At 64.4% G+C, this 20,039-nt stretch carries 17 protein-coding genes and 11 tRNA genes; 23 read left to right on the top strand and 5 right to left on the bottom strand.

Annotation, left to right across the window (positions count from 1 at the left end; translation table 11 throughout):
- Positions 1–13 precede the first annotated feature (13 nt).
- The 4 genes from V3B48_RS06585 (at position 14) to V3B48_RS06570 (ending at position 3,066) form a co-directional block, all read left to right on the top strand.
- Positions 14–424, top strand: a complete 411-nt coding sequence (locus tag V3B48_RS06585; RefSeq protein WP_329893396.1) for a hypothetical protein — start codon at positions 14–16, stop codon at positions 422–424.
- A gap of 161 nt (positions 425–585) precedes the next feature.
- Complete coding sequence (locus tag V3B48_RS06580; RefSeq protein ID WP_032129083.1) at positions 586–1,329, top strand: cysteine hydrolase; 744 nt, start codon at positions 586–588, stop codon at positions 1,327–1,329.
- Between the two features lie 53 nt (positions 1,330–1,382).
- Complete coding sequence (locus V3B48_RS06575) at positions 1,383–2,291, top strand: LysR family transcriptional regulator (RefSeq protein ID WP_329893395.1); 909 nt, start codon at positions 1,383–1,385, stop codon at positions 2,289–2,291.
- A 25-nt stretch (positions 2,292–2,316) separates the two neighbouring features.
- The gene (locus V3B48_RS06570) at positions 2,317–3,066 is read left to right on the top strand and encodes a sulfite exporter TauE/SafE family protein (RefSeq protein WP_329893394.1); all 750 of its coding nucleotides are present in this window, start codon (positions 2,317–2,319) and stop codon (positions 3,064–3,066) included.
- Between the two features lie 60 nt (positions 3,067–3,126).
- On the opposite strand, the gene V3B48_RS06565 is transcribed toward V3B48_RS06570, so the two are convergent.
- Positions 3,127–3,885, bottom strand: a complete 759-nt coding sequence (locus V3B48_RS06565; protein WP_049400915.1) for a Bax inhibitor-1/YccA family protein — start codon at positions 3,883–3,885, stop codon at positions 3,127–3,129.
- A gap of 180 nt (positions 3,886–4,065) precedes the next feature.
- On the opposite strand from V3B48_RS06565, the gene V3B48_RS06560 reads away from it, so the two are divergent.
- Both V3B48_RS06560 and V3B48_RS06555 read left to right on the top strand, forming a co-directional pair.
- A tRNA-Pro gene (locus V3B48_RS06560) sits at positions 4,066–4,142 on the top strand.
- Positions 4,143–4,181: 39 nt separating this feature from the next.
- Positions 4,182–4,258: transfer RNA gene (locus V3B48_RS06555), tRNA-Arg, on the top strand.
- A gap of 318 nt (positions 4,259–4,576) precedes the next feature.
- On the opposite strand, the gene V3B48_RS06550 is transcribed toward V3B48_RS06555, so the two are convergent.
- Entirely contained in the window at positions 4,577–5,002 is a 426-nt protein-coding gene (locus V3B48_RS06550; RefSeq protein ID WP_165929922.1) for a hypothetical protein, read from the bottom strand.
- A 75-nt stretch (positions 5,003–5,077) separates the two neighbouring features.
- The gene (locus tag V3B48_RS06545) at positions 5,078–5,998 is read right to left on the bottom strand and encodes a hypothetical protein (RefSeq protein ID WP_032129316.1); all 921 of its coding nucleotides are present in this window, start codon (positions 5,996–5,998) and stop codon (positions 5,078–5,080) included.
- Between the two features lie 435 nt (positions 5,999–6,433).
- Here V3B48_RS06545 and V3B48_RS06540 point away from each other — a divergent pair, with 435 nt between their 5' ends.
- The 17 genes from V3B48_RS06540 to V3B48_RS06460 all read left to right on the top strand — a co-directional run bounded on the left by V3B48_RS06540 (position 6,434) and on the right by V3B48_RS06460 (position 17,886).
- The gene (locus V3B48_RS06540; protein ID WP_149908921.1) at positions 6,434–6,658 is read left to right on the top strand and encodes a hypothetical protein; all 225 of its coding nucleotides are present in this window, start codon (positions 6,434–6,436) and stop codon (positions 6,656–6,658) included.
- A 168-nt stretch (positions 6,659–6,826) separates the two neighbouring features.
- A tRNA-His gene (locus V3B48_RS06535) sits at positions 6,827–6,903 on the top strand.
- A 79-nt stretch (positions 6,904–6,982) separates the two neighbouring features.
- A tRNA-Lys gene (locus tag V3B48_RS06530) sits at positions 6,983–7,058 on the top strand.
- A gap of 198 nt (positions 7,059–7,256) precedes the next feature.
- Positions 7,257–7,332 (top strand) — tRNA-Lys (locus V3B48_RS06525).
- A 442-nt stretch (positions 7,333–7,774) separates the two neighbouring features.
- The gene (locus V3B48_RS06520; RefSeq protein ID WP_071228865.1) at positions 7,775–8,140 is read left to right on the top strand and encodes a hypothetical protein; all 366 of its coding nucleotides are present in this window, start codon (positions 7,775–7,777) and stop codon (positions 8,138–8,140) included.
- 139 nt (positions 8,141–8,279) lie between these two features.
- Positions 8,280–8,364, top strand: a tRNA-Leu gene (locus V3B48_RS06515).
- Between the two features lie 189 nt (positions 8,365–8,553).
- Complete coding sequence (gene tig, locus V3B48_RS06510; protein WP_049400909.1) at positions 8,554–9,849, top strand: trigger factor; 1,296 nt, start codon at positions 8,554–8,556, stop codon at positions 9,847–9,849.
- Positions 9,850–9,925: 76 nt separating this feature from the next.
- The gene (gene clpP, locus V3B48_RS06505; protein ID WP_004146318.1) at positions 9,926–10,552 is read left to right on the top strand and encodes an ATP-dependent Clp endopeptidase proteolytic subunit ClpP; all 627 of its coding nucleotides are present in this window, start codon (positions 9,926–9,928) and stop codon (positions 10,550–10,552) included.
- Positions 10,553–10,678: 126 nt separating this feature from the next.
- The gene (gene clpX / locus V3B48_RS06500) at positions 10,679–11,968 is read left to right on the top strand and encodes an ATP-dependent Clp protease ATP-binding subunit ClpX (protein WP_032129320.1); all 1,290 of its coding nucleotides are present in this window, start codon (positions 10,679–10,681) and stop codon (positions 11,966–11,968) included.
- 142 nt (positions 11,969–12,110) lie between these two features.
- The gene (lon, locus tag V3B48_RS06495; RefSeq protein ID WP_032129321.1) at positions 12,111–14,561 is read left to right on the top strand and encodes an endopeptidase La; all 2,451 of its coding nucleotides are present in this window, start codon (positions 12,111–12,113) and stop codon (positions 14,559–14,561) included.
- Between the two features lie 217 nt (positions 14,562–14,778).
- Complete coding sequence (locus tag V3B48_RS06490) at positions 14,779–15,051, top strand: HU family DNA-binding protein (RefSeq protein WP_004146343.1); 273 nt, start codon at positions 14,779–14,781, stop codon at positions 15,049–15,051.
- Positions 15,052–15,062: 11 nt separating this feature from the next.
- A tRNA-Val gene (locus tag V3B48_RS06485) sits at positions 15,063–15,137 on the top strand.
- Between the two features lie 26 nt (positions 15,138–15,163).
- Positions 15,164–15,240: transfer RNA gene (locus V3B48_RS06480), tRNA-Asp, on the top strand.
- Positions 15,241–15,324: 84 nt separating this feature from the next.
- Positions 15,325–15,401 (top strand) — tRNA-Asp (locus V3B48_RS06475).
- Between the two features lie 87 nt (positions 15,402–15,488).
- Positions 15,489–15,565, top strand: a tRNA-Asp gene (locus tag V3B48_RS06470).
- Between the two features lie 106 nt (positions 15,566–15,671).
- Positions 15,672–15,748: transfer RNA gene (locus V3B48_RS06465), tRNA-Asp, on the top strand.
- Between the two features lie 182 nt (positions 15,749–15,930).
- A complete protein-coding gene (locus V3B48_RS06460; protein WP_032129322.1) occupies positions 15,931–17,886 on the top strand; it encodes a peptidyl-prolyl cis-trans isomerase in 1,956 nt (651 codons plus the stop codon).
- A gap of 189 nt (positions 17,887–18,075) precedes the next feature.
- Here the strand turns inward: V3B48_RS06460 and V3B48_RS06455 are convergent, their stop codons facing one another.
- Together V3B48_RS06455 and gloB are read right to left on the bottom strand one after the other, a co-directional pair.
- Entirely contained in the window at positions 18,076–19,275 is a 1,200-nt protein-coding gene (locus V3B48_RS06455; RefSeq protein ID WP_329893393.1) for a transglycosylase SLT domain-containing protein, read from the bottom strand.
- Positions 19,272–20,036: a hydroxyacylglutathione hydrolase gene (gloB, locus tag V3B48_RS06450; RefSeq protein ID WP_032129324.1), complete on the bottom strand. Its 765-nt coding sequence runs from the start codon at positions 20,034–20,036 to the stop codon at positions 19,272–19,274. The genes V3B48_RS06455 and gloB overlap by 4 nt, the downstream gene beginning before the upstream one ends.
- Between the last annotated feature and the right edge of the window lie 3 nt (positions 20,037–20,039).

Genomic DNA, 20,039 nt, shown 5'->3' with positions numbered 1-20,039 from the left:
AGGATTTTTTCAGATGCCTGAGGCGGCCGTGTGGGTAGTGGCGGCCGTTGCCGTCTATGCTGTCGGCGTGGCCATCTACGCCATCTTCTACTGGCCGTGGTCCCGCGCCCAGCGCGCGCTGCGCCGCCTGCGGACGCAGGGGGCGCCCCTCCGCAGCATGCAGGAGGGCGAGGCGCGCATCCTGCGGTTGATCGAATTTCCGGCAGGATCGCCTGTGTATCTGCTCGAAGGCAGCTGTGCCGAGTTCGTGATCAGGAGCAGGATCTCTCCGGCCCAGCATGTGCAGACCCTGGCCGGCGTCCCAGTGAAGTATCCGGCGGGCCTTGCACGTGCCGTGCGCGCGGGCAGCAATACCGCCGAAGTGGTGCTGGGTCGTCCCCACGCGATGAGCGTGCGACGCAAGGGAGTCAAGCTGGCCCAGTAGAGTCGAGCCATGCTCGACTGCTCCTGCGTAGTCGAGCATGGCTCGACGCTACAAGGACATTCTGTGCGAAATTTGCACAGATCATGTGCTTCTACACGGCTGGTTCGTGCGCCATCCGCTCCGCATCATGTGCCCACTTTTCACCGCACAGGAGCTTGAACATGAACCTCACCGCCTTTGGTCTGGCCAGCCTGATCGGCATGGCCACCGTTACCCCCGTCACCGCTGCCGAACCGGCCCATCCCACCATCCGCCACATGGCTGGCGCACCCGTTGTGGCTTCGCTGGATGCGGCGAAGACCGCCGTGCTGGTGATCGACTTCCAGAACGAATACTTCGACGGCAGCGCTGTGCCGGGCTTCGCCGGTGGCCGCATGGTCATCCCCGATGGCGTGGCCGCACTGCGGCAGGCGAAGCGGGTGGTCGAGTTCGCCGATGCCCACGGCATCCGCGTGATCCATGTGCAGCACGTGTTGCCGGCTGGTGCGCCGCTGTTCGCGCAGGGCAGCGTCAATGCCGCCTTCCATCGCGACCTGCAGCCGCGCAAGGGCGAGACCGTGGTGCAGAAGGACAACGTCAGCGTGTTCGCCGGTGACTCGGCCGCAGTGCTCGACCAGGTGCTGAAGGATGCCGGCATCGACACCCTGATCGTCACCGGCCTGCAGACCCATGCCTGCGTGGCAGGTGCCGCCCGCGATGCCGCAGCGGCACCGCGTGGCTACCGCGTCATCGTGTCGTCCGATGCAACTGCCAGCCGTGATCTGGATCTTGCCGGAGGCCAGCGCATCGGTCATCGCGCGCTGCATGACGCCTCGCTGGCGCAGATTGAGGACACCTTTGGCGATGTCATGGCGACTGACGCGATCCTGGCACTGCCGGTGCGCAAGGCCGGCGACGGCGCTTGATAAGCTGACGGGGCCCGCACGCCGCGGGCCCCGCCACCTGGAGCTGCCCGCCGATGGACCATTTCGCCGCCCTGCGTGCGCTGCGCGCCATCGTCGATGCAGGCAGTTTCACCGCCGCCGCCGAACGACTGGGTACCACCCATTCGGCGATGTCACGGCAACTGCGGCAGCTGGAAGAACATCTAGAGGTTCGACTGCTCGATCGCAACAGCCGCCGGCTGTCACTGACGGAAGCCGGTCGCGACTACTACCGCGAGGCGGCAGCGCTGCTGGATCGCCTGCAGGAGGCGGATGACCGCGCACGCGCAGGGCAGGCACAGCCCAGCGGCACCGTGCGGATCAGCGTGCCGCAGGTGGTCGCCAGCCAGGAACTGCCGCATTGGTTGCCGTCGTTCCTGCAGCGCTACCCACAGGTCACGCTGGATCTTTCCGCCGACGACCAGCTGGTTGATGTGGTCGGGGGCGGCTTCGACCTGGCGCTGCGCATCGCGCCTTCCTTGCCGGACAGCCAGCTGGTTGCGCGCGAGCTGGCCAGCTGCCCACGCATCCTGGTCGCCGCACCGGCCTATCTGGCGCGGCACGGTCTGCCCCGGCAGGTTTCGGACCTCGCACAGCACACGCTGCTGGGTTTCAGTCCCACAGCGGCGATGTCGCCCTGGCAGCTGCAGGGGCCACGCGGTGCCGCCGCGAGCATCGAGGCGGGGCAGCGCCTGCGGGTGGATGCGACGCCAGCGTTGTATGCCGCTGCGTTGGCTGGCATGGGCATCAGCCTGTTCACTGCGCTGACCGTGCAGGAGGACCTGCGTGCCGGCCGCCTGATCCGTGTGCTGCCCGCCTGGCACGCCGGACAGCGGCGCTACTTCGCGCTGTATCCGCACGCGCGGGCGCTGGCGCCGAAGGTGCGTGCGCTGGTCGAGCACCTTGCGGCGCACTACGCTGCACAGGTGGGCGCGGCGGGGTAGTCGCGCGGCTGCAACCGGGGTGGTGATGGAGTCGGTGTATCTGCTGGTCGCGCTGGGCGCGATCGTCGCCGGATTCGTGCAGGGCCTGTCCGGCTTCGCCTTCGGCATGGTGGCGATGTCGTTCTGGGCGTGGGGACTGGAGCCGCGGCTGGCGGCGACGCTTTCGGTGTTTGGTGCGCTGGTCGGGCAGCTGGTCGCAGTGTTCACCGTGCGCCGCGGTTTCAACCTGCGCCTGCTGCTGCCGTTCGTGCTGGGTGGGCTGGCCGGCATTCCGCTGGGCGTGACGGTGCTGCCACGGCTGGACATGGACTGGTTCAAGGCGCTGCTGGGTGGCTTCCTGGCGCTGTGGTGCCCGGTGATGCTGATGGCGCGCTCGTTGCCTCCGGTCCGCGTCGGCGGCCGTATCGGTGATGCGATTGCTGGCATGGCCGGTGGCGTGCTCAGTGGCATCGGCGGCTTTGCCGGGCCGGTGCCGACGTTGTGGAGCACCCTGCGAGGCTTCGGCAAGGACGAGCAGCGCGCGGTCATCCAGAACTTCAACCTGGCGATGCTGGCGGTGACCATGGCCACCTATGTCGGCAGCGGCCTGGTGAGCCGGCAGATGTTGCTGTACTTCGCCATCGTGGCACCGGCCATGCTGGTGCCGACCCTGCTGGGCGCGCGGGTCTACATCGGCATCAGCGAGGCACGCTTCCGGCAGGTCGTGCTGGGCCTGCTGACCGCGTCAGGCATCGCGTTGCTGGCGTCGTCGCTGCCGGTACTGCTGGCGCGCTGAGGGAAGAACGAAAAAGGGCGCCACGAAGGGCGCCCTTTGTCGTCTACGGCATGTTTCGGCTCAGCGCTGCTGGATCTTCGACAGCAGGCGCAGGAATTCAACATACAGCCAGACCAGGGTCACCATCAGGCCGAATGCGCCATACCACTCCATGTACTTCGGTGCACGCTGGGCGACACCGGTTTCGATGAAGTCGAAATCCAGCACCAGATTCAGCGCGGCCACGACCACCACGAACAGGCTGAAAGCAATGCCCAGCCAGCTGGAGTCGTGGATCACCGGCACGTCGATGTTGAAGAAGCCCAGCACGAATGACGCGAGGTAGAGCAGGGCGATGCCGCCAGTGGCGGCGACCACGCCCATCTTGAAGTTCTCGGTGGCCTTGATCAGGCCGCTGCGGTACGCGAACAGCAGCGCGAACAGGGTGCCAAAGGTCAGCAGCACCGCCTGGAACACGATGCCCGGGAACTTGGCGTTGAACACGGCCGAGATGGCGCCCAGGAACAGGCCTTCCACCAGCGCATACATCGGTGCGGTGACCGGCGACCATTCCTTCTTGAAGACGGTGATGAGCGCCAGCACGAGGCCGCCGATGGCGCCGCCCATGGCATACAGCTTGGCTCCGGCCATTACCTGGCCGTAGTCATCGATGGTCTGGTTCCAGGCGAAGGCGGCGGTCAGCACGGTCAACAGCAGCAGGAAGCCGGTCTTGTTGACGGTACCGTTGAGGGTCATGGCCTGGTCGGGGCTGGTCACCACCGAGCCACTGGCGAGGTCGAGGAAGGTGGACTCGGAAAGAGCCGGGTTGCCGCTGCGCATACGCGTTCTCCGTGCGAATGAGGGTCAGGACGGCCATCCGGCCGATGGGCGTGAGCATAGCCGATGACTGCTTTCGGCGTTGTGGCAGGCGCCGGATCTACGCATCCTGCGTTGACAGTTCCCAATGCGCTTGGCGACAATGACCAGCTCCCCGGGCATGGCCCGAGGGGATTGCAAGACCGGGGTATAGCGCAGTCTGGTAGCGCGCCTGCTTTGGGAGCAGGATGTCGGGGGTTCGAATCCCTCTACCCCGACCAATCCCACATCACGTCGGATTGGACACCGTTCCGGTTCGGGCGCCCGTAGCTCAACTGGATAGAGCACCGGCCTTCTAAGCCGGCGGTTACAGGTTCGATTCCTGTCGGGCGCGCCATTGGAATCAATGGTTTAAGTGCTCACATCCGTGAACATTGGTTCCCATTCGATGGCTGCACGACCCTGGGTGGCGAGCATTCCACCTTCCTCTTTTCCGATGAAAGATGCCCTTTGTATGGGGTGCAGTCGCACGACGTGATGTCATTCCGGTTGCGGTTGACCGGCGTCTGACGTCGATCGGCTCACTCCGCAGGTGCTTGAGCAGCGCCGCCTGGGATGGGGCAATGCACCCGGCAAAGAAAAAAGGCCAGCGCTATGCGCTGGCCTTTTTCAATGTCGCGATGGATGCACTCTGGTCGAGTGCACCCCGGATGGATCACATCTGTTCCAGTTCGCCCACTCGCACCTTGCCGCCACCGCCGCAGTTGCCGTGGCAGCCGCCGCTGATCGGGCCGCTGCCGCCGCCACCACCGCCGCCACCGCCGCCGCCACCACCACCGCCGCGGGAGTTGGGCGGGAGGACGGTCGAAATCACTTCGCCGGAGTCGAAACCTGCACCTCGCCACGTGTAGTTGACGCAGGAAATACCGTTACAGACGGTCAGGACATCGCCGGTCTGGACGCGCGTCTGGGCAGTCCAGACCGTGGTCCGGCCGTCATTGAGCTTCTGGACCTCTTGGGAAAGCTGCTGGTTGGTCACCGGATCGGGATACGGGGTTGTCAGCGTGCATCCGGCGGTGCAGTTGATGACGCCAGGAAGCTTTTTCGCTTGAAGGCTCCCGGCCGCCATGAACAGCAGCACGCCTGCAATGGCGGGAATGGAGTTTCTACCAAGCGAAGGGATAATCCCAATCAGTCTAGCTTTCACAATAGGTCCTTATCGTGGGATGCAACAGTTCTTGAAGATTTCGTTCGATGAAATGCGGGCTTTCTCTTTCTCTTGGCTGCTCAGGTTTTTCTCATGGTTGGCAATGTCATTGGTGGTGGCAAAACGTGGGTCCAGCCGGTTGAGGACGCGGGTGTACGCCAGGGCCGCAACGGGATCCGCAGGAACGATGCCGCCATAGGTGTAGGCCATCGCCATGTCGCTGATGACATTGACGTTCCCTTGTGATTCCAGTTCGCGCAGATATCCGGTGGCGGTGTCCTTCCACGCCTCGAGCGCCGCGGGATCACGGATTGCGTCATCAAGCGAACCGATGACTTTCTCCGGCGATCGCGAGTAGGCGCGCATCGCTTCCTGCGAGCCCATGGCGGCGGCCTTCGAAAGCCAATCGGCGTGATAGATGTCCTGATCCAGAGCCAGCGACTCACACTCTTTGAGGATTCGTTCCGACCGCTCCAGGAACCAGTTGCCGGCCCCGACCGTGGTGGCCGAATCCGCCAGCTTGTCAGCGCGATCCGAGATGAAGGTCTGGCATTGCTCGATGGTTCGATAGATTTCGTAGGTTGCCGTGGCATCTCCGGATTCGGAGCGCAGCATCAGTTGCTTGACGTGGGCAAGCGCGTCACCGGGAGGCCGGAACTCATTGCCTCTTACGATTTCGTAGGCCTTGGGGCCCACGGCCTTGTACGAGCCCGGCGGGATCTTGTTGTCCCGCTCAAGCCTTTGCGCGGCCGCCGCACCTGACGCCGGAAGCTGCCTTCCCTGGTCAGGCCGTTCATCGAGGCTGCCACTCTTCCCGGATTCCTCTGCCGTGGCATCCGCAGTTGCCTGCTGCCGGTAGCCGGACATTGCAACGGCTGCCACTGCCAGCACGGCTGCCAGCGCGACGAATCCGATTAGCCGCTTGCTCATCTATTGATCTCACCTTCATTGCAGGAATCGGCATGGTTGCAAACGCGCGCCCTGCGTTCCATGTCCTGCAGCTAACGTTGTATGAATGGATCTCCCCCATCCCTATTTGAGATTCATTCACGATTTGTTCACTATGCGTTCATGCTCTCGGGGCGTGCCCGACGACGGGCGGGCTGTTCGCCAGCGCCTGACATCCGGTGCGTGCGGCACGCGCCTTCTCTAGCTCGGGATGGATGCAGATTCGAACGGCGTGGGTGAGGTGAAGCAGGTGCTGGTCGAAGTACATCGGCGGCGCAGGCGCCAACGGCGGCTTACCTTCTGCCGCGGTGCTGTCGCCTTGCGGGCGTTTGCTGGCCTGCTGATGGGGGTGACGGCCGAACGCAACACGTCGTTCGATGTGATCGAAACGATGTCGCCGATGGACAGTTGCGACCGATGTTCTGGGCCGACGATGAGCGCTTGCACGCGCAGGGTGTGCAAGCGATTACCCGTCGAGTGCTTCTTGGCAGGACGCAGTCGCGCAACGTGATGCTTCAGTTGCTCGACGGAGCTGGCCAGCCACGCCTGCAGCTGCAGGTCACGCCGAAAGGGGAGGCCACGCTGTCATTCCTGGATGGGCATGCGGACATCGCGCGCGTGACCTCGGCGGAGCAGCATTGATCTCCTGTTCCGGCCCCTGCACATCAATGTGAAGAAGTGCTTGCAATTCCTTCGCGACTCCCGGAAAATGCCGGACTCGCTTCGGGGGACGGACTTCTGGTTCCACCCGCTAGCAAAGCATCAAGGTCCAGCGTCAGCCTCATCGGCGGTGGAGCGAAAGTTTCAGTGGTGGCTGTAGCTCAGTTGGTTAGAGTACCGGATTGTGATTCCGGTGGTCGGGGGTTCGAATCCCCTCAGCCACCCCACTGATTGAACCGCATCGGCGCAGCCGAAACGGTATTGCAATAAACAGAAAGCACGCTACAATGTGCGTCTGAGTTTTACGGGCCGTTAGCTCAGTTGGTAGAGCAGTTGACTCTTAATCAATAGGTCCAAGGTTCGAATCCTTGACGGCCCACCAAGACAGAAGCCACCTGGTATCCCAGGTGGCTTTTTTCTTATAAGTGTGACTCCCATCGTTTCGATGGATCACGGGTTGCAGAGCCCCGCTTGGCCGTGGATCTGCAATGCAGCGGGACCGCAGTGCTGGTTTCAACGATGTTGAAAAAAGTGCTTGCACCCACCGAGCGGATCGGGTCATAATTCGCGCCCCGATTTCGGGCTGTTAGCTCAGTTGGTAGAGCAGTTGACTCTTAATCAATAGGTCCAAGGTTCGAATCCTTGACAGCCCACCAGACGAAAGCCACTTGGTTCGCCAAGTGGCTTTTTTCTTGCCTGCACGCCGGGTTGGGCGTGCGGATGTCTGTGCGCTGGCTGGTGTGGAGCCCCCTTGAGTCAAGGGGGCGCGGCAAAGCCGCGGGGATGTGGGGGCTGATGAAGTGGGGCCCGCGGTTTGCCGCGCAAAGCGTGGGGCTGCGGCGCGAATGCGCGGCAGCTTCCCACTTGGTTCGCCAAGTGGCTTTTTTCTTGCCTGCACGCCGGGTTGGGCTTCATCCACGCATGGCGTGGATCTACTGAAACGGCGCATGGCGTGAATCTACTGAAGCGATGCTGAAATCAGGGACATACGCGTCATCAGTGTTTTCAATGCTGTGCGCTGCTTCTCACCGCATCGCGTCCTGTATCGCACCCAATGGATCTTCCGCGCCGATGGCGCATGCACGAAGGAAGATGTTGATGGCTGATATCAATCGATTGCACCGCACGCTGTGGGTTCCCTTTGCGTTGATGGCGCTGGCGGCCTGCGCACCAGCCAATGATCCCGCGAAGACCGTTGAACGCGATGCGGGCACGGAGAGCACTCCGGCGCGCCCGGTGGGTGACGCCATGCAGATGCAGCCGGCTCAGCCTGCGGAAGCGGAGGTCCTGCCTGACGCGGTGGATGTGCAGCGCAATGCGGACGGTTCGGTGGATGTGCGCAAGGCCATGCCGGAGTCGGTGGCCCTGCGCCGTACCGACGACGGGGGCGTGGAGATCCGCAAGGGGGAGGCGCCCGCCGAACATGCCGGCATGGCACCGGCCCGCGCTGTACCGCAGCAGTAAGCCGCAGTCGTCCTGGCGGGCGGTGCGCCCGCCGGGGCGGCAGCGATGCAGGGGGCGCGGCCATCGCGGCAGATTCAGTTTTGTGCAGGCCTTCCGCTTCCTGCCCCCGCCTGCGACAATGAACGCCTGAGCCGGCCACGCGAAAGTGGCGGAATTGGTAGACGCCCTGGATTTAGGTTCCAGTGCCGCAAGGCGTGGGGGTTCGAGTCCCCCCTTTCGCACCAGTGCCGGCCTGTCCCCGCCCTGATTGGGCCATCTGCGCCCCCTTGACCGGCACGCGCTGGCAGTGCAGGCCGAATTGGGCGAAACTAAAGGGCTGCGGCAAGCAGGCGCGTCCCAGACGTCGTGTCCTTACAACCGTTTCATCCCAATCATCGAGCCGGGGGCGTGGGCCACCGGTGGCAGGAGTCAACATGCAAGCTTCGATCGAATCCACCGGCAACCTGGAACGCCGCCTGAGCTTCTCGCTGCCGGAAGAGCGTCTGCAGAGCCACATCGTCGGCCGCCTGGGCGAAATCGCCCGTACCACCCGCATCAAGGGTTTCCGTCCGGGCAAGGTGCCGGCCAAGGTGATCGAGCAGCGCTTCGGCGCGCAGGTCCGTGGCGAGGCGCTGGACGGCCTGCTGCGCGAAACCTTCGATGCCGCCGTGCGTGAGCACGACCTGCGCATCGTCGGCAGCCCGCGCATCGACAAGGGCGACGAGGGTGAATTCTCCTTCGTGGCCACCGTGGAAGTGGTGCCGGACTTCGGCGATATCGACGTCAGCAAGCTGACCGTCGTGCGCCACAGCGCCGAGATCACCGACGCCGACATCGACCAGATGATCGAGAACCTGCAGAACCAGCGTCGTACCTGGGCCCCGGTCAGCCGTGGCGCGCAGGACGGTGACCTGGTCGCGGTGGAAACCTGGTCGCAGGCCGGCGAAGAGCGCCTGCCGGCCGAGGGCACCGAGAAGGGTTCGATCGTGCTCGGCCAGGGCATGATGTTCGACACCATCGAAAAGGGCCTGGTCGGCCTGGCCAAGGGCGAAGAAAAGACCCTGGACGTCGAGTTCCCGGCTGACTGGCGCGTGCCGGTGCTGGCCGGCAAGACCGTGCAGGTGACCGTCAAGGTTGCCGAAGTGTCCGAGCCGGTCGTGCCGGCGGTCGACGAAGCCTTCATCAAGAGCTTCGGCGTGAAGGGCGGCGACGTCGAGCAGTTCCGCAGCGACATCCGCGCCAACCTGGAGCGCGAGCTGAAGGGTGCCCTGATGAACCGCCTGCGCCGCGAAGTGGGCGAGCAGCTGATCGCCGCCTATTCGTCGGTGGAAATGCCGCCGCGCCTGGTCGAGAACGAAGCCCGCGCCATGCTGGCCCAGCAGGTCGAGCAGATCCGCCGCAACGGCCAGAACGTCGGCGAGATCCCGGCCGATGCCCACGAAGGCTTCAAGGAAGCGGCCGCCAAGCGCGTGCTGGTCGGCCTGCTGGTCGGTGAAGTGGCCCGCATCAACGACCTGCGCCTGGAAGCCAAGCGCCTGAACGAAACGATGCGTCTGATCGCTTCGACCTACGAAGAGCCGGAACAGGTCATTGAGATGTACCGCAACGACCCCCAGCTGATGTCTGGCCTGCAGAACCGTGTGATGGAAGAGCAGGTGATCGACTGGATCGCCGAGCGTGCCCAGCACACCGAAGAGAAGCTGTCGTTCCAGGACGCGATCCGCCAGTAAGCCCGGGCGGATCACCGGATGCCCCGCGCCTTTGCCGGCGCGGGGTTGTTGCCCCCCAAGATAGGTACCTCACGTAATGGACAACCGAACCAAAGCCCTGAACCTGGTTCCGATGGTGGTCGAGCAGACCAGCCGCGGCGAGCGTGCCTACGACATCTATTCGCGCCTGTTGAAGGAGCGCCTGATCTTCCTCGTGGGCCCGATCGACGATCACATGGCCAACGTGGTGGTGGCGCAGTTGCTGTTCCTGGAGTCGGAGAACCCGGAAAAGGACATCAACATCTACATCAACTCGCCGGGTGGCGTGGTCACCGCCGGCATGGCGATCTACGACACCATGCAGTACATCAAGCCGAATGTGAGCACCACCTGCATCGGCCAGGCCGCCTCGATGGGCGCCCTGCTGCTGGCCGCGGGCGAAGCCGGCAAGCGCTATGCGCTGCCGAACTCGCGCGTGATGATCCACCAGCCGCTGGGTGGCTACCAGGGCCAGGCCACCGACATCGACATCCACGCGCGTGAGATCCTGACCCTGCGTTCGCGCCTGAACGAGGTGCTGGCCAAGCACACCGGCCAGTCGCTGGAGACGATCGCCCGCGACACCGAGCGCGACAACTTCAAGAGCGCCTTCGAGGCGCAGGCCTATGGTCTGGTCGACCAGGTCCTGGAGCGTCGTCCGGACGAGTCGATCCAGGCCGGCTGACCGGCCATCACGGGGCCATGGAGGCCCCGTTCCTGCAGGGTCGGGCGGGACTGGTGTCCCCTCGGCCCTGTGCTATTCTCGAATCGAACCCCCGTTCAGCGGGTGGGGTAACTGGGTAAGCGAAGCATGAGCGAAGACCGCCAAGGTCGTTCCACGGACACCGGCAAGATCCTCTACTGCTCTTTCTGCGGCAAGAGCCAGCATGAAGTGCGCAAGCTGATTGCGGGTCCGAGCGTATTCATCTGCGATGAGTGCGTGGAGCTGTGCAACGACATCATCCGTGAGGAACTTGAGGAAAAGGCGCAGTCGGCGCGCAGTTCGCTGCCCAAGCCGCGCGAGATCCTCGAGGTCCTCGACCAGTACGTGATCGGCCAGAACCGCGCCAAGCGCACGCTGGCAGTGGCCGTGTACAACCACTACAAGCGCATCGAGAGCCGGCAGAAGAACGACGACGTCGAACTGGCGAAGTCGAACATCCTGCTGGTCGGCCCGACCGGTTCGGGCAAGACGCTGCTGGCCGAGACCCTGGCCCGCCTGCTCAACGTGCCGTTCACCATGGCCGACGCCACCACGCTGACCGAAGCCGGTTACGTGGGCGAGGACGTGGAGAACATCATCCAGAAGCTGCTGCAGAAGTGCGACTACGACGTCGAGAAGGCGCAGCAGGGCATCGTCTACATCGATGAAATCGACAAGATCTCGCGCAAGAGCGAGAACCCGTCGATCACCCGCGATGTGTCCGGCGAAGGCGTGCAGCAGGCCCTGCTGAAGCTGATCGAAGGCACCGTGGCCAGCGTTCCGCCGCAGGGCGGCCGCAAGCACCCGCAGCAGGAATTCCTGCAGGTGGACACCAAGAACATCCTGTTCATCTGCGGCGGCGCGTTCGCCGGGCTGGACAAGGTGATCCAGGCCCGTTCCACCGACGTCGGCAGCATCGGCTTCGGCGCCAAGGTGAAGAGCAGCGAGCGCAAGCAGGAAGTGGGCAAGGTGCTGGCCGAAGTCGAGCCGGAAGACCTGATCAAGTTCGGCCTGATCCCCGAGTTCGTCGGCCGCCTGCCGGTGGTGGCGACCCTGGAGGAGCTGGACGAGCCGGCCCTGATCAGGATCCTGACCGAGCCGAAGAACGCCATCACCAAGCAGTTCAAGAAGCTGTTCGAGATGGAGAACGTCGAGCTGGAGTTCCGTCCGGACGCGTTGTCGGCCATCGCCAGGAAGGCGCTCAAGCGCAAGACCGGTGCCCGTGGCCTGCGCACCATCGTCGAATCGGTCCTGCTGGACACCATGTACGACCTGCCGTCGCAGGAAAACGTCAGCAAGGTGGTGGTGGACGAGTCGGTGATCGAGCACAAGTCCGAGCCGTACCTGATCTACCAGACCCCGGCGGCCCCTGAACAGAAGGCCGCAGGCGCCGAGTGATCCTTCCAGGTTGTTGATTGGAAAGGATTTTCAAGGAATGCCTTGCATCTGAAAGCCGATGGCCCCATAACGGGGCCATCGGCTTTTTTTGTCTCCGGAAGATGCCCTCCCGGAGGCGGTTTTCCCCTTCCCTGGAGCCCCCATGGCCCGTTCCCCAAGTGAAACCCTCGACCTGCCGGTCCTGCCGCTGCGCGACGTAGTGGTGTTCCCGCACATGGTCATCCCGCTGTTCGTCGGCCGTGACAAGTCCATGCACGCGCTCGAACAGGCAATGGAGTCGGACAAGCGCATCCTGCTGCTGGCGCAGAAGTCGGCCGAGACCGACGACCCGCATGCGGCCGACCTCTACCAGGTCGGTACGCTGGCGCAGGTGCTGCAGCTGCTGAAGCTGCCCGACGGCACCATCAAGGTGCTGGTCGAAGGCCTGTCGCGCGTGCAGGTCACCCACGTCGATGAGCGTAACGGCTCGCTGCACGGCCAGGCCGTGGAGATCGACGCCACCGACGAGCGCGAAGCACGCGAGGTGGAGGCGATCGCCCGCTCGCTGATGTCGCTGTTCGAGCAGTACGTGAAGACCAACCGCAAGCTGCCGCCAGAGCTGCTGCAGACGCTGTCGGGCATCGATGAGCCGGCCCGCCTGGCCGACACCATCGCCGCGCACATCAGCGTGCGCCTGGCCGACAAGCAGCGCCTGCTGGAAACGCTGGCCGTCGGTGACCGCCTGGAGATGCTGGTCGGCCTGGTCGATGGCGAGATCGACGTGCAGCAGATGGAAAAGCGCATCCGCGGCCGCGTGAAGTCGCAGATGGAGAAGAGCCAGCGCGAGTACTACCTCAACGAACAGATGAAGGCCATCCAGAAGGAACTGGGTGACCTGGACGACGCACCAGGCGAGCTGGAAGAGCTGGCCCGCAAGATCGCCGAAGCCGGCATGCCGAAGGCGGTTGAAGCCAAGGCACGCAATGAACTGAACAAGCTCAAGCAGATGTCGCCGATGTCGGCCGAAGCGGCGGTCGTGCGCAACTACCTGGAGTGGCTGCTGGGCGTGCCGTGGAAGAAGCGCAGCAAGGTGCGCAAGGACCTGAAGGCCGCGCAGGACACCCTCGACGCCGACCACTACGGCCTGGAGAAGGTCAAGGAGCGCATCCTTGAATACCTGGCGGTGCAGTCGCGCGTGAAGCAGATGAAGGGCCCGATCCTGTGCCTGGTCGGGCCGCCGGGCGTGGGCAAGACCTCGCTCGGCCAGTCCATCGCCAAGGCTACCAACCGCAAGTTCGTGCGCATGTCGCTGGGCGGCGTTCGCGATGAAGCCGAGATCCGTGGCCACCGTCGTACCTACGTTGGTTCGATGCCGGGCCGCATCGTGCAGAACCTCAACAAGGTCGGCAGCAAGAACCCGCTGTTCGTGCTCGACGAGATCGACAAGATGTCGATGGACTTCCGTGGCGATCCGTCGTCGGCGCTGCTGGAAGTGCTCGACCCGGAGCAGAACAACGCGTTCAACGACCACTACCTGGAAGTGGACCTGGACCTGTCCGAAGTGATGTTCGTGGCCACCTCGAACTCGCTCAATATTCCCGGCCCGCTGCTGGACCGTATGGAAGTGATCCGCATCCCCGGCTACACCGAGGACGAGAAGCTCAACATCGCCACCCGCTACCTGGTGCCGAAGCAGATCAAGGCCAACGGCCTGCAGCCGGAAGAACTGGAGATCGGCAGCGATGCGATCCAGGACATCGTGCGCTACTACACGCGCGAATCGGGCGTGCGCAACCTGGAACGCGAGATCGCCAAGATCTGCCGCAAGGTGGTGAAGGAGATCGCGCTGGCCGGCCCGCAGCCGGTGAAGGCGAAGAAGGGCGCGAAGAAGTCCAAGGCGCTGGTGAGCGTGTCCAGCAAGAACCTGGACAAGTACCTGGGTGTGCGTCGCTTCGACTTCGGCCGCGCCGAGGAAGAGAACGAGATCGGCCTGGTCACCGGCCTGGCGTGGACCGAAGTCGGTGGCGATCTGCTGCAGATCGAATCGACGCTGGTGCCGGGCAAGGGCCAGCTGATCCTGACCGGCCAGCTCGGCAACGTGATGAAGGAATCGGCGTCGGCGGCGTTGTCGGTGGTGCGTTCGCGCGCGGTCGGCTTCGGCATCGACAGCGACTTCCTGCAGAAGCACGACGTGCACCTGCATGTGCCCGATGGTGCCACGCCGAAGGACGGACCGAGTGCCGGTGCGGCAATGGTCACCTCGCTGGTGTCGATGCTGACCAAGGTGCCGGTGCGTGCCGACGTGGCGATGACCGGTGAGATCACCCTGCGTGGTCGTGTCACCGCCATCGGTGGCTTGAAGGAGAAACTGCTGGCCGCACTGCGCGGTGGTATCCGGACGGTCATCATTCCGGAAGAGAACCGCAAGGACCTTGCAGACATTCCGGCCAACGTCACCCGCGATCTGGAGATCGTGCCGGTGAAGTACATCGAAGAAGTCCTGGACCTGGCGCTGGAGCGCCCGCTGGCACCGAAGAAGGCGCGCAAGAGTGCGCAGCGTGTCACGGTGCGCAGCAAGGCCAAACCGAGTGGAAGCGCGCGCGTCAAGCATTGACGCGCGCTGTCCGATGGCCCGAAACCCGCGTCGTTGCTGGCTTTCCAGCTTGCGTGGGGGTAGGGCCACTGGTATAAAAGCAGCACTCGCGAATGAGTGATCGCTGTCAGCGATGACTGAATCGGCGAACCGTTTCCACATGGCGGCCGCATGCAGAAGGCGTGCGGTTGCTTCCCTGTCGAATAAGCGGAACCCACCGCCAAAGGAGTTGTAGAGAATGAACAAGACCGAATTGATCGATGCCGTTGCTGAAGCTGCCGACCTGACCAAGGCCGAGTCCAGCCGCGCTGTCGATGCCGTCGTTGCTGCCGTCACCAAGGCGCTGAAGGACGGCGATGCGGTCACCCTGGTTGGCTTCGGTACCTTCCAGGTCCGCGACCGTGCTGCCCGCACCGGCCGCAACCCGAAGACCGGCGACACCATCAAGATCGCTGCTTCGAAGAATCCGTCGTTCAAGGCTGGTAAGGCCCTGAAGGATGCTGTAAACTAAGCGGCTCGCTGGGGTGCTTAGCTCAGCGGTAGAGCGTCTCCTTTACACGGAGAGGGTCGGGGGTTCGAAACCCTCAGCACCCACCACAGCACCGCGGTAAAAGTTTGAGTGTGGAGCGGTAGTTCAGCTGGTTAGAATGCTGGCCTGTCACGCCGGAGGTCGCGGGTTCGAGTCCCGTCCGCTCCGCCATTCAACGAGGCCTCCGGCCAAAAGCTGGAGGCTTTGTTTTCTCCCCGGTCCAGGCCGGTGGAAAAACAAAAATAGCAACAATGCGGAGCGGTAGTTCAGCTGGTTAGAATGCTGGCCTGTCACGCCGGAGGTCGCGGGTTCGAGTCCCGTCCGCTCCGCCACTACATCGAGGCCCCCGGCCTAAAGCTGGGGGCCTTGTCTTCTCACCGACAGGTTCGGAAGGAAGGCGAAAAGGTTTTTGCAAGAACGGAGCGGTAGTTCAGCTGGTTAGAATGCTGGCCTGTCACGCCGGAGGTCGCGGGTTCGAGTCCCGTCCGCTCCGCCATTGCAGAATTCTTAAGTCCCTGTGAAAAAACTTTGAAAAAAGTGTTCATCGGGCTGGGTTTCCAGGGAGTCTTCGGATATACTGGGCGCCTGCAAAGTTTCAGCGCGGAGCGGTAGTTCAGCTGGTTAGAATGCTGGCCTGTCACGCCGGAGGTCGCGGGTTCGAGTCCCGTCCGCTCCGCCAACTTTAAAAGCCCTCGGCGCAAGCCGGGGGCTTTTTCTTTGTGCCCTGCGGCAGGCCTGCCGAGGTGCTGACGGCACAGGTCCGCGGAGATCGGCGCAGGCCACGCCGGCGCTGCTTTTGGTCCCTGCGACGAAGCGGGTTACACTGCCGGGCTCGCCAATCAGGCCTTGTGATTCCTCACCATGCTGCAGAAACTCCGCGACAAGACCTCAGGCTGGATCGTCACCGTGATCCTGGGGCTGCTGATGATTCCGTTCCTGTTCGTGATCGACAACAGCTACCTGGGTGGCGTTGGCGCACAGAACGTGGCCAAGGTTTCCGCGCCTCCGACCTGGTGGCGTTCGGCACCGTCGTGGTGGCCGGTGCGCATGCTGTGGCAGCACCACGAGATCAGCGCGCAGGATTTCCGCACCCGCTTCGAGCAGGAGCGCATGCGTGAGCGCCAGCAGCAGGGCGAGAACTTCGACCCGCGCGCGTTCGAAAGCACTGAAAACAAGATGGCCGTGCTCGATCAGCTGATCGACGAGCAGGTCGTGCGCCTGGTGGGCGAGCAGGCCGGTGTTGTGATCGGCGATGGCGCGGTGCGCGAGTACATCGCCACCATCCCGGCCTTCCTCGATTCGAACGGCAAGTTCAACGAGAACAACTACCGCCTGGCTCTGGCCGGTGGCAATCCGCCGCGTACCCCCACGCAGTTCCAGGAGCTGGTGCGCGAGAGCCTGCAGCAGTCGGTGATCCCGTCGGGCCTGCAGAATTCGGGCTTCGTCACCCAGGCCGAGACCGAGCGCCTGCTGAAGCTGCTGGGTGAGACCCGCGACGTCGAACTGGCCGCGCTGCCGGAGGTTCCGGCCGATACCGCGCCGGTCACCGATGAGCAGATCAAGCAGTGGTACGACAGCCACGGCAAGGATTTCCGCCAGGCCGAAAGCGTGTCGCTGGAATACGTCGAGATCAATGGCGCCAACCTGCCGGCACCGACCGCGGCCGACGAAGCGACCCTGCGCAAGCGCTATGAGGACGAGAAGGCGAAGTTCACTTCGCCGGAACAGCGCCAGGCCGCGCACATCCTGATCACCGGTGACGGTGCCGAAGCCAAGGCGAACAAGATCGCCACCGAAGCCAAGGCGGCGGGTGCCGACTTCGCTGCACTGGCCAAGGCCAATTCGGAAGACCCGGGTTCGAAGGACCAGGGCGGTGATCTGGGCTGGGTCGAGCGTGGCGCGATGGTCAAGCCATTCGAAGACGCCCTGTTCGCCGCCAAGGCGGGTGACGTGATCGGCCCGGTCAAGACCGACTTCGGCTACCACATCATCAAGGTCGCCGCGGTGCGTGGCGGCGAAGGCAAGTCGTTCGAGGAAGTGCGTGACACGCTGGCCGCCGAGCAGCTGAAGGCCGACGGCGAGCGCGGCTTCAACGAGCTGGCCGGCCACCTGGTCGATGCCATCAACAAGAGCCCGAGTGATCTGGCTGCTGCGGCCAAGGAAGTAAACCTGCCGCTGCAGACCCTGGGCCCGATCACCCGCGCAACCGCCAGTGGCATCGCCACCGATCCGGCTGTGCTGCGTGCGGCCTTCTCCGAAGTGCTGGTGCAGGATGGTACTGCCAGCGACCCGATCGCCCTGGGCGGTGCCACCAACCACAGCGTGGTCATCCGCGTGGCCGCGCATACCCCGGAGCAGGCGATGCCGCTGGACAAGGCGCGTGAGCAGGTGATCGCCGCGATCCGTGCCGACCGCCAGCGCCAGGCCAGCGACAAGGCCGCCGACGCCGTGCTGGCCAAGCTGAAGGCGGGCGCCACCCTGCAGTCGCTGGCCGCCAGCGAGAAGCTGCAGCTGAGCCCGATGCCGGGCCTGCCGCGCAGCCAGCCGGTGCCGACCCCGGAAATCAACCGCGCGATCTTCAGTGCGCCGGTGCCGGCGGAAGGCAAGCCGAGCTACGGCAAGGTCGACGTCAACGGCCACGCGCTGCTGTTCGCCGTGAACAAGGTCAACCCGGGCGACATCAAGGAAGTGACCGCCGAGCAGCAGAAGCAGCTCAAGGATCAGCTGAGCCAGATCGACGGCATGGCCGCAGCCAAGGCCTACGTCGAGGCGATGCGCAGGAAGTTCGTGATCCAGACCACCGAAGAGAACCTGTAAGCCTCGCGGCGGGGCAGGATCGAAGAAGGCCCGGCATTGCCGGGCCTTTTTTGTGCCTTCGCGTCGTCTGTGGCGCGCTTGAGCTTTGGTAGTGGTCGAGCTTGCTCGACCGCCTTTTGTAGAGTCGTGCAGATGCAGTCGAGCATCGCTCGACTCTACAAAGAGCAGATACAGCGGGGTTGGAGCGCGTCAGTCCTCGACGCGCAGCACTGCGCCGGGCTTCAGCACGCTGCTGCCACTCAGGCCGTTCAGCGACAGCAGGGCCTTTACCGGCATGCCGTAGCGGCGGGCGATGGTCCAGGCCGACTCGCCATCACGCACGGTGTGGCGGCGGCTGCGCGGGCGATCGGCGATCGCGGCCACGGTCTTGGCCACCTGCGGCGTCGGCGTGGTCGTGGCAACCGGTGCGGTGCTGGCCACCTGCGTGGTCGCGGCTTCCGTCACCGTCGCATTGGCGGCCGAGACCGGGGCCAGGACCCGAGTGGTTCCGGAGGCGCGGCTGCCGGCGGCCAGGGCCGGGTTGAGGCGGGCGATCCTGGCGGGGTCCAGGGCGCGCTGTGCGGCCCACTGCTGGACGCTGGTGCCGGCCGGCAGGGTGTGGTCCTTCAACACCGGCACGGTGCGGTCCAGCGAGGCCATTACGCGAGGCTGGTCCTCCACGTCTTCCAGCACGCAGGCCAGGGCATGCAGCTTCTCGACATAGGCATGGGTAACCGGCGACAGCCCCGGCAGGGCTGCCGGCTTGGCATTCTGCGCGTTCATGCCGGCCTTGCGCATGGACTGCAGCACCCGGTACTCGCCGGCGTTGTAGGCCATGGTGGCCAGGCGCCAGTCGCCGCCGAACATGCCGTGCAGGGTCTTCAGGTAGCGCACCGCGGCCTGGGTGGAATCAACCGCCGACAGGCGGCCGTCGTAGCCGTTGGCCATGGGTACGCGGTGGTTGCGCGCCGTGGTGGCGATGAACTGCCACAGGCCGGTCGGGCCGCTGCCGTTGCGGGCATTGGGCCGATAGCCGCTTTCCACGAATGGGATCAGCGCGAATTCGGTGGGCAGGTTCGCCTTGCGCAGCTCTTCGACCACATAGCCGAACAGCACCAGCGCATCGTCATCCTGGTTGGCCAGGCGCGAGGGGGCGTGGGCGAACTGCTTCTGCCAGCGCGGGCTGGTAGCCTCGGCATCGCAGCTGGGCTCGGCCAGGCCGTCGCGGAAGCTGGTGAAGATCTCCTGGCCATTGCGCACCGAGGGCGCAGGCAGCGCGGACGGATCCAGCGGCAGCGCCGCAGCGGCGGTCAGGTTCTGGCTGATGCCGGCGCCCAGCGACTGTGCGCCCGCAGTTCCGGCCAGCCCCAGGGCAAGGCCCAGGGCCAGCGGCAGACTTCGGCGCATCATGCGCGGAAGCCGTCTTTCCAGTGCCGGAGACCGGCCATCACGTCGACGTCGTCCACGACGTCACGGCCCAGGTGTGCCGACACCGACGCACGGATCGGTGCAGCGTGCACACGCAGGAAGGGATTGCAGTCGAATTCGTTGGCCAGGGTTACCGGCAGGGTGGAACGGTCATCGCGGCGCATGGCCAAAGCCTCCTCTTGGCGCTGCCACAAGGCAGCGTTGGCGGGGTCGACATGCCGCGCGAAGACGGCATTTGACACGGTGTACTCATGAGCGCAACAAAGCAGCAGTTGCGCGGGCAGGGCACCCAGCTTGCGCATCGACGCCAGCAGCTGGGACGGCGTACCTTCGAACAGGCGTCCACAGCCCAGGCTGAACAACGAATCTCCGCTGAAAAGATGTTCAGCAGTGTGAAACGCGATGTGGCTGCGGGTATGCCCGGGCACGGATAGTACGTGGAACGTCCGGCCCAGTGCCTGAACGCGTTCACCTTCGCCGACCCGCTCGGTGGCCGTGGGAATGCGTTCCTCGACCGGCGCGATGACCCGTACGCCGGGGAAACGCGCCTGCAATGCCGGCACGCCACCGATGTGGTCGTCGTGGTGATGGGTGAGCAGGATCGTGTCCACGCGCAGGCCCTGATCGGCCAGTGCGAGCACTGGCGCGGCATCGCCGGGGTCGACGACCACGGCAGCGCCCTCGTTGTCGATCAGCGTCCAGATGTAGTTATCCGCAAATGCGGGCAGGGCAGTCAGTCGCATAGA

Source organism: Stenotrophomonas sp. SMYL20, assembly GCF_036320045.1.
GTDB lineage: Bacteria > Pseudomonadota > Gammaproteobacteria > Xanthomonadales > Xanthomonadaceae > Stenotrophomonas > Stenotrophomonas maltophilia_A.
Note: the sequence above shows the minus strand (reverse complement) of the source record. Positions and strands in the feature narration are given on the sequence as shown.